The 18,343-nt window shown below is 31.4% G+C and carries 13 protein-coding genes; 10 read left to right on the top strand and 3 right to left on the bottom strand.

Features of this window, described 5'->3' with window-relative positions; genetic code table 11:
• Positions 1-21 precede the first annotated feature (21 nt).
• From CELLY_RS12315 to CELLY_RS12360, 10 genes are all read left to right on the top strand, one after another.
• Positions 22-1,197: a FecR family protein gene (locus CELLY_RS12315; protein WP_013622007.1), complete on the top strand. Its 1,176-nt coding sequence runs from the start codon at positions 22-24 to the stop codon at positions 1,195-1,197.
• A gap of 100 nt (positions 1,198-1,297) precedes the next feature.
• The gene (locus CELLY_RS12320; protein WP_148228906.1) at positions 1,298-5,005 is read left to right on the top strand and encodes a SusC/RagA family TonB-linked outer membrane protein; all 3,708 of its coding nucleotides are present in this window, start codon (positions 1,298-1,300) and stop codon (positions 5,003-5,005) included.
• An 11-nt stretch (positions 5,006-5,016) separates the two neighbouring features.
• Entirely contained in the window at positions 5,017-6,552 is a 1,536-nt protein-coding gene (locus CELLY_RS12325) for a RagB/SusD family nutrient uptake outer membrane protein (RefSeq protein ID WP_013622009.1), read from the top strand.
• Between the two features lie 161 nt (positions 6,553-6,713).
• Positions 6,714-8,096, top strand: coding sequence for a TlpA family protein disulfide reductase (locus CELLY_RS12330; RefSeq protein WP_013622010.1), 1,383 nt, complete (start codon positions 6,714-6,716; stop codon positions 8,094-8,096).
• Positions 8,097-8,098: 2 nt separating this feature from the next.
• On the top strand, positions 8,099-9,301 hold the full coding sequence (locus CELLY_RS12335; RefSeq protein ID WP_013622011.1) for a TlpA disulfide reductase family protein: 1,203 nt from the start codon (positions 8,099-8,101) through the stop codon (positions 9,299-9,301).
• A gap of 15 nt (positions 9,302-9,316) precedes the next feature.
• Complete coding sequence (locus CELLY_RS12340; RefSeq protein WP_013622012.1) at positions 9,317-10,519, top strand: TlpA disulfide reductase family protein; 1,203 nt, start codon at positions 9,317-9,319, stop codon at positions 10,517-10,519.
• Positions 10,520-10,538: 19 nt separating this feature from the next.
• Positions 10,539-11,723, top strand: coding sequence for a TlpA disulfide reductase family protein (locus tag CELLY_RS12345; RefSeq protein ID WP_013622013.1), 1,185 nt, complete (start codon positions 10,539-10,541; stop codon positions 11,721-11,723).
• Between the two features lie 15 nt (positions 11,724-11,738).
• Entirely contained in the window at positions 11,739-12,227 is a 489-nt protein-coding gene (locus CELLY_RS12350; RefSeq protein WP_013622014.1) for a protein-disulfide reductase DsbD domain-containing protein, read from the top strand.
• Between the two features lie 3 nt (positions 12,228-12,230).
• Positions 12,231-13,727: a hypothetical protein gene (locus CELLY_RS12355; RefSeq protein ID WP_013622015.1), complete on the top strand. Its 1,497-nt coding sequence runs from the start codon at positions 12,231-12,233 to the stop codon at positions 13,725-13,727.
• Positions 13,728-13,732: 5 nt separating this feature from the next.
• Complete coding sequence (locus CELLY_RS12360; RefSeq protein ID WP_013622016.1) at positions 13,733-14,929, top strand: TlpA family protein disulfide reductase; 1,197 nt, start codon at positions 13,733-13,735, stop codon at positions 14,927-14,929.
• Between the two features lie 216 nt (positions 14,930-15,145).
• Here CELLY_RS12360 and CELLY_RS12365 read toward each other — a convergent pair whose 3' ends face one another.
• The 3 genes from CELLY_RS12365 to CELLY_RS12375 all read right to left on the bottom strand — a co-directional run bounded on the left by CELLY_RS12365 (position 15,146) and on the right by CELLY_RS12375 (position 18,343).
• On the bottom strand, positions 15,146-15,901 hold the full coding sequence (locus CELLY_RS12365; RefSeq protein ID WP_013622017.1) for an alpha/beta fold hydrolase: 756 nt from the start codon (positions 15,899-15,901) through the stop codon (positions 15,146-15,148).
• A gap of 48 nt (positions 15,902-15,949) precedes the next feature.
• A complete protein-coding gene (locus CELLY_RS17000) occupies positions 15,950-16,348 on the bottom strand; it encodes a hypothetical protein (protein ID WP_148228907.1) in 399 nt (132 codons plus the stop codon).
• A gap of 228 nt (positions 16,349-16,576) precedes the next feature.
• A complete protein-coding gene (locus CELLY_RS12375; protein WP_013622019.1) occupies positions 16,577-18,343 on the bottom strand; it encodes a RagB/SusD family nutrient uptake outer membrane protein in 1,767 nt (588 codons plus the stop codon).

Raw genomic sequence — 18,343 nt, forward strand, 5'->3', positions numbered from 1 at the left:
AGTATATATGTTAAAAATATAATGAAAAAGAAAATAACAAAATTAGATAAGTTAATAGCTAAGTACCTTACTAGAGAGTCTACTAAAAAAGAGCTCGATGGTTTAGAGGAGTTACTTAATAACGACTTAAATAATGAAAAGTTTCTAAAGGAATATATAAAAATAAATGTTGTATCAGATTATGTATTACAAAAGTTTAATACAGAAAAAGCAAGGCAACAATTGTTAGATACTATTAAAGAAGATAAAAAGAAAGCAAAGCAAGCTAAAATTTTTACTTTAATAAAATATTCCACAGCTGCAGCTGTAGCGGTACTTGTAATGTCTGGTATATTTTTTAAAACATCTTTATTTAATAAAACAGGAGCAGAGCCAGTACAAGTATCACATAATATAAAAGTGGGTTCTAATAAAGCAACTCTTTCTTTAGAAGATGGCTCTTTAGTAGTTTTAGAAAATGGTAAAGAGGTTAACGTTGGTAAAGCAAAAAGCAACGGTAAAGAACTTAAATATACAGCCGGCAGAAAAAAAGGTAAAACTATTTACAACTCTTTAACTATACCGCGTGGTGGTGAATATGCATTGCAATTGTCTGACGGAACCAAGGTATGGTTAAATTCAGAAACAAAAATAAAGTATCCGGTATATTTTAAAAAAGGAATGTCTAGATCTGTAGAGTTGGTTTATGGCGAGGCTTATTTTGATGTTTCACCTAGTGAAAACCATAACGGAGACGGATTTAATGTTGTTACCAACCAACAAAACATTGCAGTTTTAGGAACCGAGTTTAATATTAAGGCTTATAAAAATGAAAACTTTATCTACTCTACCTTGGTAGAAGGTAGAATTATGCTAGAAAACGGATCTTATAAAGCAGATATGCAGCCAGGGCAACAAGCAGTAATAGCAAATGGTATTGCTGAAAAAGTAGAAGTTTACAATGTTAATGTAGAAAATGAAATTGCTTGGCGAAAAGGTAATTTTAACTTTAAAAATAAATCATTAATAGAAATAACAAAAGTATTGTCTAGGTGGTATGATGTAGATTTTGTAATAGAAAATAAAGACCTAGAAAATATTAACTTTAAAGGAGTACTGGGTAAAACACAGGATATAGAAACAATTTTACAAATTATTAAAAACACAAGTAACATAAATGCCTATGAAATAAAAAATAGAATTATTTACATAAAATAAAGGGAACAAAGTTTATACCGTCCAAAGAATAACACTTTATCCCCCATTTTGTATTGAATCTCGATTAATTAAGTAACTAACCAAAAAAACACTCAAATTTATGAAAATTAAATTAATGAATGTTCTCTTCTGCTATAGAAGAAAACTAATGATGAAGATTATGAAAGCTATTATCTTTTTATGGTGTACCACAATTTTTAGTTTTACCACTACAAATTCGTTCTCACAAAACGCTAAAATCAGTATTAAAGAAGATGCTGTTGTTAGTGTAGATATGGTTTTTGATATTATAATGGAACAAACCGACTATAAGTTTATTTATAGTGAAGGTTTTTTTGATGCTTATCCAAAAGTGGTGCTACATAAAGGTATCATAAAGGCTAATGCATTATTAGATAAAACACTAGAAAATAGTGATGTGTCTTATGAGTTTTTACCAAACAAAACAATAGTAATTGTAAAAAAGTCTAATAAAAAAAGAGCTTACCAATTGCAAATAAAAGGTAAGGTTGTAGATGAACTAGGTGTTCCTTTGTTAGGGATGAATGTCTATGTTACCGATAGGAAACAAAATGGTTCAGACAATAAAAAAGACTTTTTAACAAGAGGAACCAGTACAGATTTTGACGGTAATTTTAAAATTATGGGAGATGTAGGAAATTTTCTTTACGTTGGAGGTATTGGCTTTGAAACATATACAACAGAGATAGTTGAAGGAAAAACTAGTTATAATATAGTTTTAAAAGAGGCAATTAGTAAATTAGATGAGGTTGTACTTGTTTCTACAGGTTACCAAAAAATTTCTAAAGAACGTGCTACTGGATCTTACGTAGGAGTGTCTAAAAAACAAATAGAAAAACCATCAAGTAGTATTGCAGAAAGACTAACAGGTGTTGTTGCTGGTTTGCAAACAACTACCAATGCTGATGGTTCTATAGACATACAAATTAGAGGGCAATCATCATTAAGCGCTAATGCGCAACCTTTAATTGTTGTTGACGGTTTCCCAATAGACTCTGGCTTAGATACATTTGGAGATTTAGGAATTGTAAGTGGTAATACTCCTAATATTACCGGAGGTTTTGGTACAATTAACCCAAATGACGTAGAAAGTGTAACTGTATTAAAAGATGCCGCAGCAGCTTCTATTTGGGGGGCAAAAGCAGCAAATGGAGTTATTGTTATTACAACAAAAAAAGGAAAAAAAGGAAGAACAAACGTTTCTGTATCTTCTTTTGTGAGAGCTTCTAGTAAAATAGATTTAGATTATGCTTTAGCTAGAGCTAATAGCCAAGAGACTTTAGCTTATGAGCAAGCAGCGTTTGATACTAACTTTTTTGGCAGTATTTTAGGTAACCCTCCAGGAAATAGCCCAAGCACAAGTGATTTTGGTCCATATTCACAAGCTATTGTAGCTATGAATGAGGCAAGATTAGGCAGAATTTCTGACGCAGATAGAGACGCTACACTTAACTACCTCTCTTCTTTAGATAATAAAAAGCAAATTAGAGATAACCTTTTAAGTGCGCCTTTAATTACACAACACAATATTGCAATTAATGGCGGTACAGAAAAAATGTCTAACAGCTTATCATTAATGTATGAAGATAGCAAAACCTATTTTCAAGGAGACAAACAAACAAAATATCTTATAAATTTTAAAAACAATACAAAATTAAGTAAGAGACTTAATTTTGAGTTTAGCGCTATGTTACAGCATAATGATATTGATACTAATTCTGGTCAGGCAGATCCGTTATTTGGTACTGGAGGTATGTTAAACACTATAAAATCTTTAGCGCCATGGGATATGCTTAAAAATGAAGATGGCAGTTTAACAGATATGTCTTATTTACATTATTACAGACCTAATGTAGATGCTTATGTACCTTTTAATAATTTTCCATACTCAGACTGGTCATATAACCCTATTACAGAAATTAATAACAGAAATTTAAACACTAAGCAATTAAACGCAAGAATAAATGCAGGCTTAACTTTAGATTTAATTAAGGGGATGAAATTATCTTCTAGAATTCAATATGAAATTTTTAATTCTGAAGCAGAAAACTATTATAGTGACAAAACATTTGATGTTCGCCAATTTATTAACGAAACATCTGGACCTGAATGGAATTTTGGTGGTGTACCAACACAATTAGTTCCTAAAGGCGGTATTTTAGAACAAGGTAGCAGCGAAATTAGATCGTATAATTTTAGAAATCAGTTAAGCTACAATCGTACTTTTGGTGATAAGCATAATATAGATTTTATCGCTGGTACAGAAATGTCTAACAGGGTGTTTTCTACAACATCAAACCCAGCTGCCTTTGGTTATGCCCCAGATAAATTAACAACATCTCGTTTATTAGTTGATATAGAATCACACTCTTTATGGAATTTTTTCCCAGCACGGTTCAGTAGCTTTTTTTACAACTTTGATTTAGCTCCAGAACACTCATTTACAGAAAGAACAAATAGGTTCTTTTCTATGTATGGTAATTTAGCTTATACATACAATAACAAATATACTGTTTCGGGTAGTTACAGAACAGATGCCGCAAATATAGTAGCTCCAGATCCCAAATTACGTTATGATCCTTTTTGGTCTGTTGGCTTAGGTTGGCATGTAGATAAAGAAGAATTTATGAATAATGTTAATTGGGTAGACAGGTTATCACTTAGGGCAACATATGGTGCTGGAGGTAATATAATACCAAGTGCATCATTTATGCCACTAATTAATTTAAGTAATTCCTTAAATGATGTTACAAACCAAATAACAGCCAGTGTTACAGATCTTGGTAACCCACAACTAAGATGGGAAAAAACCTATAGCTGGAATTTAGGGGCAGATTTCTCTTTGTTTAACAGCAAATTAAATGGTGCTATAGATGTTTATAACAAGCAAGGTAAAGACTTAATAGTTAATCAAGGTTTAACATCTGTGTATGGTACAACTAGCCAATTGTTAAACAGAGGCGAAATGGTGAATAAGGGGGTTGAAGTAAGTTTAGGTACCACACTACCAATAAATGGCAATGACATTGTTTGGTCTGGTAATTTAACGTTTTCTCATAATAAAAATGAAATTACAACTTTTGAAAGAGGTGTTTATACAGCATCAGATTTAACAGCTGGCCCAACAACCTCATACAGAGAAGGTTTTGATGCTAACACCTTATGGTCTTACCAATACGGCGGCATGTTTGATTTTGGTACTGGTACGCCAGAACCAACAGTAATAGGTGTAGATGGTGAACTAGCTCCATTAACCACATTTGTTAATGGAGATGCTAGAACTTTTATGGAGGCGCAAGGCACAACCAATGCACCAACCGTAGTTGGTTTTAGAAATTCATTTAAAATTCACGACTTTAACTTATCTTTTATTGTTACAGGTAAATTTGGCCATGTTTTTAGAAGACAAAGTTTTAATTACAATGCTGTTACTGGTGGTAATACTAGTGTAAACGAAAAGTACAATGAAGTTACAAACGGAGACCCAAATAGCATTATACCTATACCAGAAATCTCATCTAGATATTTTTTCTATGACAGGTTTTACCCTTATATGAACTATTTAACTGAAAATGCAGACCATTTAAGGTTTCAAGAAGTTAACTTAACTTATAATTTACCTAATAAAGTAATATCTAAATTAGGCTTAAATAGTTTAAGTTTTTATGCGCAAGCAAATAATGTTGGTGTGGTTTTATTTAATGATTTTGATGAAGACCCAGAGTTTCCAAAAGGCACTTTAAGGCCACAGGCTACTTTTACATTTGGTATGAATTTAAACTTTTAAACTAAAACATTATGAAAAAAACATATAAATATATAGCAATTTTACTACTAATAACAGCTTTTAGTAGCTGTGATGATTTTTTAGAAGAAAATCCTTCTAAAAACGATTCGGTAACACCAGAATCTTTAGAAGATTTTGAAGCTTTATTAAATAACTACAATGAATTTTCAGATGAAGCTATTTTTCCTTTAATCTATGGTTCAGATGATTTTGAGTTAAGCACAAATATGCATGATAATTTTAATAGAGCGTATTCTCCTGCTAGTGCTATATTTGGTACTTGGAACACAGAGTTAGCAGCCAATGAATCTGGCAGATTTTCTGGTTGGCCAGCAGAGTGGGAAAAAATATTTACAGCCAATTATATTTTAGAACAAATTGACGCTGTGACTGCCTCTGAAGAAGAAAAAGCCAATATAAAAGCCGAATGTTATTTTATTAGAGCTTACAGTTATTTTGTTTTGGCAAATGTTTATTGCTTGCCTTATTCTACTACTAATTTAGATGAATTAGGCTTACCAATAAAACAAACAACAAGTTTTAGTGAAAGTACAGCCAGAGTTAGTCTAGGCGAAACTTATGATTTTATAGAGTCAAACTTAATGAATGCTTTAAAAATCACAAGAGAATTTAGCCAAGTTAATGGTTTAAATAACTCTTGGCGTGCAAGCACTGCTGCAGTTAATGGTTTTGCAGCAAGGTATTATTTGGCATTAAATGAATATGCTTTGGCACAAGATTATGCACAAAATGCACTAGATGAGTATAGTAATTTAAGAAATTACAATACAGATATGCGTTTTTCTGATATACCAGCTTTTGCAACTATATTTAATCCTGCCCCAGAGCGTGTTGAGTTGTTGTATCCTTATACACACGATCAACAAAATGTAGCAGAAGATAGGCTTGAATTTGGAGAAGCCTATTATTACAGAATGTTATCAAACCCATCTTGGGCAAACTGGCCATCACAAGAATTACTTAATCTTTATGATGATGAGTATGATTTAAGGTATAGATATCACATAGTTGAAGATTATTCATATTCACGTGGTGCCATTGCACCGCCATTTAGTTATCCTGGTTATATATTCTTTTTTAAAGATGATATTCCAAGTGGGCCTTCTGTACCAGAAATGCTATTAATTAAAGCAGAATGCAAAATTAGGCAAGGCGCTTGGGCAGACGGGTTACAAACAGCAAACCTACTAAGAGCTGCCAGAATGGATGCCACAGCACCTGTAGATGCAATAGAACTTAGCGCGTTAAATCAAAACGAAGCCTTAAGAAAAGTTTTAGAAGAGCGTAGAAGAGAAATGCCTTTTGTGCATAGGTGGTATGATATTAGACGCTACAATAATAATGATGACGCATCTGATGATGTAATCTTGTCTAGAACATTCTATCCATTTAACTCAAGTGCTATTAATGGTGGCGAAGCGCCAATAACAACAACACTTGATGTAAAATCTAGAAAATATGCTTTTCCAATTCCAAATGAAGAAATTTTAATTTCTAACGGAGAGCTAGAACAAAATCAGTATTAGTTATTTTTTTAAACAAGGCTTATAATATTTAAGCCTTGTTTTTCCTATAAACTATTCTTAAACCATTAGTTAATAAACATATCATTAACTAAAAAATAAGGGTTGCATAGTTTAAAAATCTTCATATATAAAAACACAAAACACTATTTAAAAATTACAGTATGGGAAAATTAAAATTTATTACCATAGCTTTTTCAATTGCTATGCTTTGGGCTTGTAAAAAAGAAACTCCTGTTAACTATGCTTTATTTTCCGGAAATATTAGCAATACCAAAGGAGGTGAACTTAAAGTAAGCTCGTTAAATGGTTTTTCAAAAACAATTAATGTGAAAGATACAGGCATATTTTCTGATACTCTTTTTATTGAAGAAAATGGTGTATACAATGTACGCTTTGGCAATTTAAGATTTGCTGCATATGTAACACAAGGTGCTAACATTAATATTGAAGCTAATAAAAAAGAAAATATTAAAAGTTTAAAATTTTCAGGAGATTATGCAGACTTAAATAATTACTTTATTTATAAAGAATCTAAGAACTTAGATTTTATAATGGATAGAGAAGGGAGTTATAATGTAGACGAATCTACTTTTGAAACCAAAGTATTGAACTTTCAAAAGGATTTAGAAAACCGTCTTACTTCGCTAAAAGATATTCCAGAAAACATTAACGAAAATGAGTTAAGAGCAATTAACTATGGAAGATTAGCTAAAAAATCTGAGTACGAAAAAATGTATGGATACCTTTCTAAAAATAAAGATTTTAAAGCTTCAGAAACATTCAAAAAAGAGTTAAACGAAATATCTTTTGATAACGCAGAAGATTATCTGTACTCATCAGATTACCAAGCAATGGTTAGTGCAAATATTAGAAAAAAAGCCTTTGATTACTACCAAAAAGATTCTATACCATACAGTGATGCTAGTGCCAAAGCAGTATCTGAAATAAGTAACCCAATTATTAAAAATGCCGAGTTATATAAAGCTATTTTAATGCGTTTACCAATGTCAAAAGATAAAGACAAAGATCTTCAAGACTTTTTAAATGCATCAACAAGCCAAAAACACATTAAAAAAATAAAAGAATTATACGAGTCTCTAAAAGTTTTAGATAAAGGGCAACCATCTCCTAAGTTTCATAATTATGAAAATTATGCAGGTGGCACAACTTCTTTAGATGATTTAAAAGGCAAATACGTTTACATTGATGTGTGGGCAACTTGGTGCGGGCCTTGTAAATACGAAATTCCATTCTTAAAAAAAATAGAAGAGCAATACCAAGGTAAAAACATTCATTTTGTAAGCATTTCTACAGATAAACAAAAAGACAAAGATAAATGGAAAGCTATGGTTGCCGATAAAGAAATGGGGGGTATACAGTTAATTACAGATAACGATTTTAACACTTCTTTTGTATCTGATTATAAAATTATGGGTATTCCTCAATTTATACTATTAGACCCTAATGGTAATATTGTACAAGCCAATGCTCCAAGACCTTCAGATGAAAAACTAGTAGAATTATTTAATTCTCTAAATATATAATTATGAAAAAAAGTATTTTAATATGCTTAGTGGCTGCTATATTTTTTGCATGTAAAAACAAGCCAAATGCACAAGAAACTAGTACTGGTTACACTATTACAGGTACCATTAAAGGCTTAAGTTCTGGTACAGTAAAAATTGTAGAAGAAGGAAATAGAGACCGCTCTAAGTTAAAAACAATAAATAGTACAGAAATAGCTAATGGTGAATTTAAACTTACAGGAAAAGTAGAACACCCAGATATGGTTAGCTTAGTTATAAATGATAAAAGTAGTAGTTTCTTTTTAGAAAATAGTCCAATAGAAATAACTATAAATTGGTCTGATGGAAAAGAAAACGATTGGCGATTCAATTCTACAGTTTCTGGTTCTAAAACACATGATGAGTACACAAAAATAGATCAGGAAGCAAAAGCTGTTTTTAAAGACCCTAAGTATAAGGTTTTAGACTCTCTTAGAAATTTGGTTATTGCAGCTAAAAAAAGCAAAAATCAAAAAGATATGGATAAAGTATCGGCTCTTCAAAAAGAACTAAGACCATTAATGTTAGAACAAAGTGAAAGATATACCAGCACTAAGTTTAATTATGCAAAAGCCAATCCTAGTTCTCCTGTTGCTGTACATATTTTAGGGTTTCAGTATTCTGAAGGCAGAATGAGTAAAGATCAACTAAAAGAATATTACAATTTATTTACAGGTGATGCCCGTAAAACATCATTTTTTAAAAACTATATTACAAAGGTTTATAAAGATAATTTTGAAAACTTAGGTGTTGGTAATACAGCACCAGATTTTACACTTAAAAATTTAGAAAACAATAACCTTACTTTATCTAAAATAAATGCCAAATATAAATTGGTAGATTTTTGGGCAAGCTGGTGTGTGCCATGTAGAAATTCTTTCCCTCATTTAAAAGAATTAAGAAAAGAATATAAAAATGATGGTTTTGAAATTATTGGTATAGGTACTGCAGATGTTGAAGAAAAATGGCGTAAAGCTATTAAAGAAGACCAAACGCCGTGGTTGCATGTATTTGATACTTCACCTGTAAAAAATGGAAGAGCATCCTATGGAGCAATAGCAAAAGCTTATGGCGTTCCTCATTTACCAACTACATTTTTAGTAGATGCTAATAACACTATTGTATTAAGAAACCCAACCAAAGAAGAGTTAGATGCTAAACTTAAAGAGCTATTTGGTCATTAATAAAGTAGTAGAATTATGAAACGCACTATATTAAAATTATCGGGATTACTGCTTATTAGTTGTCTGTTTTGTATTAGTTGTAAAACCAATAATGCACCAAACGGATATACAATTACAGGTAATGTTAAAGGAGCAGAAGATGGTACTTGGGTAAAACTTAAAAGCACACCATCTTTATTTACAGACCCTTTAATTACTATTGATAGTACTACAATTACTAATGGCACATTTAAGTTTACTGGTAAAGTGGCTAATGTAGATATGGTAGGTGTACATATTGGCACAAAAACTAGCGCATATTTTTATCTAGAAAACAGTAAAATTACCATTGATATAGATGTATTAAGTTCTGAAGCTACAAGTGGATACAATGCTGCCAAAGTAACAGGATCTATAACTCAAGATTTTTACAAGCTACAATTACAAAAAATGGATAGCATTAAAAACCAAGATAAATACGGTGCTTTTAAAGGGTTTAGAGAAATGGTTATGGCCGCAAAACAGTCTAAAGACGCTGCTTTAATGAATAAAGTAAAGCAAAAAATGGAAGCTTTAGAGCCCTTAGAAAAACAGCAACAGGAAGAGCTTAAGACGTTTAAAACAAACTTTGTAAAAAACAACCCTACATCACCAATTGGACCTAAAATAATGGGGGTTTCATTTAGTGAAATTATGATGTCTAGAGAAGAAATGAAAACAGTATACAACCTTTTTAAAGGTGATGCTGTAAAGTCTAGTGCTTTTAATTTCATTAAAAAAACCTATGAAGATTATGTAGAAAAGTTTGTTGCAGGTGCTACGGCTCCAGATTTTACCTTAAAAACAGTATCTGGAGATGACTTAACCCTATCTAATGTTAAGGCTAAATATATATTAGTAGATTTTTGGGCTAGCTGGTGCGTACCTTGCAGAGCTTCTTTTCCTAAGTTAAAAAAAGTTTATAACACCTATAAAGGTGAAGGTTTTGAGGTTGTAGGTGTAGCTACTGGTGATAAAGACAAAAATTGGAGAGATGCCATACAAAAAGACCAAACGCCTTGGTTGCATGTTTTTGATGTAAATAAAAAATCTATAGGAAGAAATGGAGATGTAGCTGATGCCTATGGCGTTCCTTTTTTACCAACTACTTATTTACTAGATAGTAACCTAAAAATTATACTTAGAAACCCTACAAAGGAAGAATTAGATACAAAACTTAAAGAATTATTTAAGTCTTAAAAAATTAACAATATATACTATGAAAAAAATACACAAAATACTATTTGTTTGCTTTATAGCGCTTATAAGCTTTAATAAAAACAACGCTCAAAATAAGGATAATACTTTTACAATTACAGGTGAGATTAAGGGCTTAAAAGGAAATTTATATTTTAGGCATCCAGATAAAGAGTATACCAGAACAACACCTTCAGATTCTATTATAGTTACTAATGGTAAATTTAAATTAACAACAAACGTTTCTAAAGTTGCTTTAATAAGGGTGTTTCCTAAGTTTAGTGGTCCAGATAAAAAACTATCAAAAATACCAAAAGGAGGTAGAGGTTATATTCCTGTAAAAAGTGGCACTATTATGGTATATGCATCGCCAGGTGCAAATATCACAATTAAAGGTGAAGCAAAAGATTATTTTGATGCCTACCCAAGCGGTGATGCTTTTAATGATGGTTTAGCTAAAGTTAACAAACTTATGTACCCAATGTATAATGAGATGGGTAATTTAGCAGTAGAAAGCACCTACACTGATGATAAAGCTAAAAAAGAAGAGATTAATAAAAAGTCAGAAGCTATTTCTAAAAAATCTATAGATGCTCTAGTTAATCATTTAAAAAATAACCCTAATGCTTTAGCTTCTGCTTGGTATTTAAACGATTTAATGTTGCGTACCCAAGTTACTAATGAGCAAGCAGAAGAACTATTTAGCGTATTATCTACAGATTTAGCTGCTTATAAAGATTATAAAGATGTTGCAACAAGAGTACAGGGTATTAAAGAAACTGCAGATGGTTCTCCTGTACCAAGCATAAAAACCAATGCAACTTTAAATGGTGAAATTTTTGACATTAACAGCCTAAAAGGTAAGTATGTTCTTATAGATTTTTGGGGTATTTGGTGTGGTCCTTGCGTTGCAGAAATGCCTGAAGTAAAAGAGTTTCAAGAAAAACATAAAGATAATTTAGTAGTTGTTGGTATTAACTCTGGAGATACAAAAGAAAAAATAGAAGCCTTTGTAAATAAAAATAATTACGGTTGGATGCAATTAATGAGTGATAAGAAAAATACACCAGACAATTTTGTAAACAGGTTTAACGTACAAGGGTTTCCTACGAAGTTTATAATAGACAGAAGAGGAAAAATAATTAAAAGATTTGTTGGTAGCGGAGAAGAAGCCTTTAAAATGCTTGAAGAGTTACTTAAAAGCTAATTAATAACAAAAATTATGCGTATAAAACATTTTATGGTATTTATAGCTTTTGTTGCTATTAACTGCACAATTGTTGCACAAACCACAGGTAATGAGTTTGATGCGCCTACACCTGTAGATCCTGTGAAAGTTAATGCAAGTATTGTTTCTACAGAAGATCCTACGGTTAAAACTTTAATTTTTAATGCAACAATTTTAGAGGGCTACCATATTTATGCCTATGTATCTCCAAAAGATCCATACATACAATCTAAAATAGAATTAAAACTTCCTGAGGGTGTTACTAGTATAGGTGAACTTCAAACCCCAACTATTAAGGCTTATCCAGGAAAAGGAGAGTTATATGTGTATACTGGTAAAATACAGTTTAAGCAATCAATAAAAATAGAGGCTAATTACTACAACAATAATGTTATAAAGTGTGGTTTGTTTTACCAAACCTGTAATGCCAATATTTGTTTACCACCTACACAAAAAGACGTTTTATTAACTATAAAAAATTAAGGAATGAAAAATTCACTACATAAAATTTTGCTTATCATTATTATGATAGCTTTAGTACCTACAGGCTATAGTCAAACACAAAAGTCTAATTTAAAAATATTGTATGTAGGTACAAACCCAGACAAACCATTAACAGATAGAGAAAAAAGAATAACAAATAATCTAGAGCGCAAAGTTGCATTACGAAAATCTAGAACTAACGATTTTAAAAATTTTATTGGCCAATATTTTAATTCTGTTACAGTAGTATATGGTGATGAATTTAAAGAAGAAATGGCATCTGATTATGATGTTACCATTATTGATGCGTACTTAAAACATTTTGAAGGAGGCTATACAAAAGATAAAAATGGCAAAGTAACAGGCTATACAACCAGAAAGTTTTTAACAGAAAACTATAACGCTGCAACAATAATGATTGGGGAACCATCTGCATATATTGGAGAAGGAAGAGATTTAAAAATTGACCATTTATGTTTATGTTTAGATGCTCATGCTCATGCTCATGGTATGAAATTAGATCATCCTATTTTTAACACACCTAACAAAGTAAGTGTAGCCTATGAGACCATAGAAACACCTGCTAACTACAAGGCAAGATATGGAGGAAGAAATTTAGCTAAAACAATGCAAATGTGGCGAGTACAAACCGAAGGATATACCGAAGGAAAAGGAATGCCTGTAGGTTTAGTTTCTACAGGTTACGCTTTTGATAATGGTATAGATGCCGAATGGATTTCTGGAGGTAATAATTCTAAAGGTGTAGAAGCTACAGCTATTGGGCGTCATGCAAATTTTTTACATTGGGGTTTTGCTGCAGCACCAGAATATTTAACAGAGAGTGCTAAACTAGCTTTTATAAATGCTATTCACTATATAGCACCTTTTAAAGGAACAAAGCAGATTACTAAAAAAATAAAAAGAATGCCTTTAAGAGAATATCTTAGAGAAAGCCAATGGACGGTTTCTGATGAAGGTTCTGCTGCATGGTTGCATTATGTTAACAAAGACCTAGATAAAAGAAGGGAAAACAAAGCAAAACTACAAGAAAAGAAAGATGCTGGAGAAGAACTCTCGCAACTAGAAAATATGATGTTAAGAATGCCTATAGAAAAACATACAAGAATTTGGACTATTAGGCATGAGCCACAAAAGTTAAAGGACAAGTTTGGTGAAAATTGGGCTATGTATGAGAATTATTATATAGAAAATATGGATTATTTTTACCCAATTCCTAATGAAAGATACACATATTGGAGTGATGTAGATGAAGATGCAAAATCTCTTGGTATAGCAAATAATGATATTAAATTACTAGATAAAGCAATAACAATGCTTAAGGATAAGAGTAAAAAAGAAATGGCTTACCGTTTGTTGTTAAGGTACACTAAGCAAGATTTTAAAACAGACAAAGAGTGGATTAAATGGTTTAAGAAAAACCGTAAAAGCCTTTACTTTTCTGAAGGTGATGGTTATAAGTTTATTGTTTTACCTAATTAGAAAAAATGAAAAAAATAACACTACTCATTGTAACTACTATACTGGTATTGTCATGCAAAGATAATACAGTTAAAAAAGAAACTATTCCTGCAGATACTTTTAAGGTATTTGGAACTCTAAAAGGTTTAGATGTACCTTATATTTTTATAGATTACACGCATGATGTTACTGGAGATAGAGTGTGGGATACTATTAAAGTGAAAAATGAACATTTCTCATACAATGCAAAAATAAAAAATACCAAAAGAGTTGCTATTTGGCCTATGCTAAATAGTAAAGAGGAAATGGGTAAAAACGGAAAAGTTGAATTTTTAGTAAGGCCAGGAGACGCTATTGAATATAAAGGAGAGGTTACAGAAACATTTGATGCCATACCAACAGGTACAAGTTTGTGTGATGATATAAATACTTTTAACAAGAGCACAGAGCAGCTTAATAAAAAGGCTTCTAAAATAATGGGAAATATAAGAGCTTTAACGCTTAAATTAATTAAAGAAGAATCTTATCATCCATCACAAGGAATGCACCCTAAAGTACAAGTAAAGTATGATTCTTTAAAGACAATTGGAGAAGAAATAGCAGTTATAAAAAAGAATTTTGTTAAAGAGCGCCCTAAGTCAGAAGTTGCAGCTTATTATTTATCAAAAATGGTTACTTTAAAAGAGATACCAGATAATGATGCTTTAACTTTATTAAATGCCTTTGATAATACTGTTAAAACAAGTCCATTTTATATAGATGTGGCTACACGTTTAAAAGGATCAGAAACTACAAAATCTGGAAATGTGGTTCCGGAGTTGGTAAGTAATAGAACACTTGATGGTAAAGAGTTTAATTTAAAATCGTTAAGAGGTAAGTACGTTTTAATTGATTTTTGGGGAACTTGGTGTGGCCCTTGTGTTGCCGAAATGCCAAAAGTTAAAGAATATAGCGAAACGTATAAAGATAACTTGGTAATTGTTGGTGTAAACAGTGGAGATACAAAACAACGTATTATAGATTTTGTTACGCCTAAAGGTTACAATTGGGTACAGTTATTATCTAAAAAAGGAGTAAACGATGATAATTTTGTTTCAAAATTTAATATATCAGGATTTCCTACAAAGTTTATTATAGACCCCAACGGAATAATTATTGAAAAATACATAGGAGGATCTGAAGAGGCCTTTGAAAAATTAGATGAAATTTTAAAAGACAGCTAATTTATAAGAAAAAAAAAGCCACCATTATGGTGGCTTTTTTAGTAAAGTAGGTTTACTTAACCATAATTTTCTTCAGTTTCTAATGAGGTAGAGCTATTACAAGATCCTTGCTCATTATTTTTCTAAAAATTATAAACAAGAACTAGGAAAGCCTCTTGTAACAGATATTATAGTACTCTTAGATGGTATATTTACAGTATTATATGCATAATAGCTTTAAATTGTAGCTATAAAAGCTGCAGTTTCTTTTAAAATTAAGTTCGGATTTTCTTTGTGTGGAGTATGTTTAATGTTTGGAAGTATTAATTTTTTTCCAGGTGTTTTTGTAGCTTTTATAGTATTATAAACTTGCTTTAATGTGCCGTATTCATCATCTTCACCTTGTATAACTAAAGACTTACATTCTATATGCGGTAAAAAATGTTCAATATTCCAATTTTTAAATTTTTTAGTAGTCCAAGTTTTAGCCCAGGCCCAAAACATAGTGTCTGTTTTGGTTCCATGATACTTTTTTAACTTACTCTTTAAATTGGTAGTTTTATACAATTCTATAGCATTATTTATGCCGTTTAAAGTAATATCTTCTACAAAAATATGAGCCCCTTCTGTAATAATAGCTTTAATTTTATTGGGGTATTTAGCAGCAGCTATTAAAGCAATAGACCCACCATCACTATGGCCAAAAAGAATAGGTTTTTCTACACCCCATAGGCTTATAAGTTGCATAAGTATATCAGCTTCTAACTCTAAATAGTTTACATCTCGGTCTTTTGTAAAGGGTAATGATTTACCATAACCTTGACGGTCATACACTATAGCGTTGCATTTAGTAAGGTTGCTTAGTTTTTCAGGAAAATCTCTCCAAAGCTCTATACAACCTAAGGAATCATGTAAAAATATAATTGTAGGTTTGTTTTTATAATTACCAATTTTGTAAGTTGCAATTTGTTCTAAATTGTAAGGAGTAGTCATAGCAAGTAGTCATAGCAAGTAGTTGTAGCGTAAAAGTATATTAAATTGTTACATGCTTTCTCTACTTTTAAAATACCATAAATTTACTATAAAGTTTAAAGACATACCAATTAGTAATAAAGGTATAAAAAAGCTTTGTGTACAAACCAGTTCTAAAAATACTTCTGTATTTGTCCAAGAGTTTCCAAACTCTATTCTATTAGCGTAGGCAATATCAAAAAAAATATAAGAAATTAATACTAGCGGTAAGGCAATAAACACTATAATTCTTAAAATTACTTTTTTAAATTTAGGAACAAGCCACATACATAATAGGATGTAAGTTATGCATAATAAAAGCGGCAATACAAGCTCATTATTATACGGATTGTAATACTCCATTTTACTCAAAAATAATTTTTGAAAAACCAATACAGGACCCCAAATAGAGAGTAGGGAAGTAAGCATAAAAATTATTTTTGATATAGGTTTTTTCTTGTTCGTTACTTTTTTAGAAGACATTATAAGCTTATTTAGTATGCTAACGATTTAAAGGTTGCTAAATTGTTTATTATACAGCTAAAAAATAGTTATATAAAACTTAAAAAGCCAAGCAAAATTTGCCTGGCTTTATTGCTAATTACTTAACGAGGTAATGAAAAAACTAAAAAACTAAAATTAGCAAGTTATAGTTACTTAATAACCAGAGTTTTGTATAAAATCTTCGGTTACGTCTGTAGTTTCTTGTGGTATAGGAAAAATACGTCTAAAAGGTTCTGTTTGTGGTTTTGCAGTATAAGCTTCATCAAACTTACCAAAACGTATCATTTGTGGTCTTCTTTTCATTTCCCAATACAGCTCAAATCCAATTTCATTATACAGTTGCTCTTCATTTAAGCTAGTAAGCGCTTGGCCAGGAGCATTACCATATAAAGATTCTCTAGTTCTGCTGGTTCTTAACATATTTATATCCTCTAAAGCCAATGCAGTTTGCCCATTTCTAAAGTAAGCTTCTGCTCTCATAGCGTAAATTCCGCCTAAACGGTATAAAGGAATATCTACTTTACTTCTTCCGTTACCAGATTCCGGATCGTATTCAAATTTAAAAATACGTACTCCACGGTTTATTTGGTCTTGAGCAAAAATTGCTTGTACAGGATTATCAAAATCTAATTCTGGAGTAAAATCCATTGGTGTAGTAGCACTTTTTTCCATTACTAAAGAAGATACTTCTATACGGCCATCACTTGTCATAATATACCCACCATTACCATCTAAAATTGGTCCATATTGTTGACCATATAAAAAGCCACTATTAAAATGAAACCAAGGTAAATTATCTGAATTTGGTACAATATCTTCTGCAGGTACGCTAACATCAGAACCATCATTCATAAACCAAGTACCATCTGAGTATTGATATTTTCTAGAAAACCTTGGGTCATCTTGGTTATTGTTCCATGTAGCAAAAAACTCTGGAGTAGTACAAGCGGCATTAGTTCCTCTGTTTGCAGGAGAAGGTCTTTGGTTACGAGCAACACAAACATATCCAAAATCATTATCTCCAGACCTTACGGCTTCTATTTGTTGTACTACTGCAAATATCATTTCTGAACTTTGATTGTTATTAATAGAAAAATTGGAGAAATAATTAGAGGCTAGGCTAAACTTACCAGAATTAATTATTAAAGAAGTATACTTTATTACTTGGTCCATATCTGTTTTTCCAGCTTCTAAAGATGCTTCAGTAAAATTAAATGTAGATGCACTATTGTATCTATCTTTAAAAACAGCTCTGTTTAAATACATTGTAGCTAGTAAGCCATAAGCAGCCTCCTTAGTAAATCTTCCGTTAAATGTATTTTGTTCTCCTATAGATGCTAAGTTTGGAAGTATAGTCTCTACCTCTATAATTAAGTCATCTATTGCATCTTCTGCTTTTAAAATTTGTATAGTTTGGTCTCCTCCATAAGGGTCTCTGTACGGTGCTTGTCCAAATAAATCTAAGGTTGTATAAGTGTAAAATGCAACCAAACCTCTTGCTTCTGCTAAAAACAATTCTTTATCACTAAATTCTGCTTGGTTAATACTTTCTACAGCTGTTAACGCTCTAGTTATACCGTTTGTTAAGTTGTTCCAGTTACCAGTTACTATGCTGTTATCTGGTGTCCAAGTAAACTCATGCATAGAGCGCCATTTACCACCATCTCCCCAGTCACTACCTCTTGTTGCAAGCATTGCAATGTCTGTAGAGTACTCTTGTAAGGCAAATACACCGCCATGATCTACAAACGTTTTATCACCTAAACGATCATAAGCAGCTGCTAATACACCTTCAGGATCTGCTACTTCTTCTCCTAATTCTTCATCTAAAACAACTTCTTCAAGATCTGTACAGCTTGTAATTAAAAAGTTTAGTAATAGAAAAGCTATACCTACTATTTTTATTTTTTTATGCATCAT

This window comes from Cellulophaga lytica DSM 7489 (assembly GCF_000190595.1).
Lineage (GTDB): Bacteria > Bacteroidota > Bacteroidia > Flavobacteriales > Flavobacteriaceae > Cellulophaga > Cellulophaga lytica.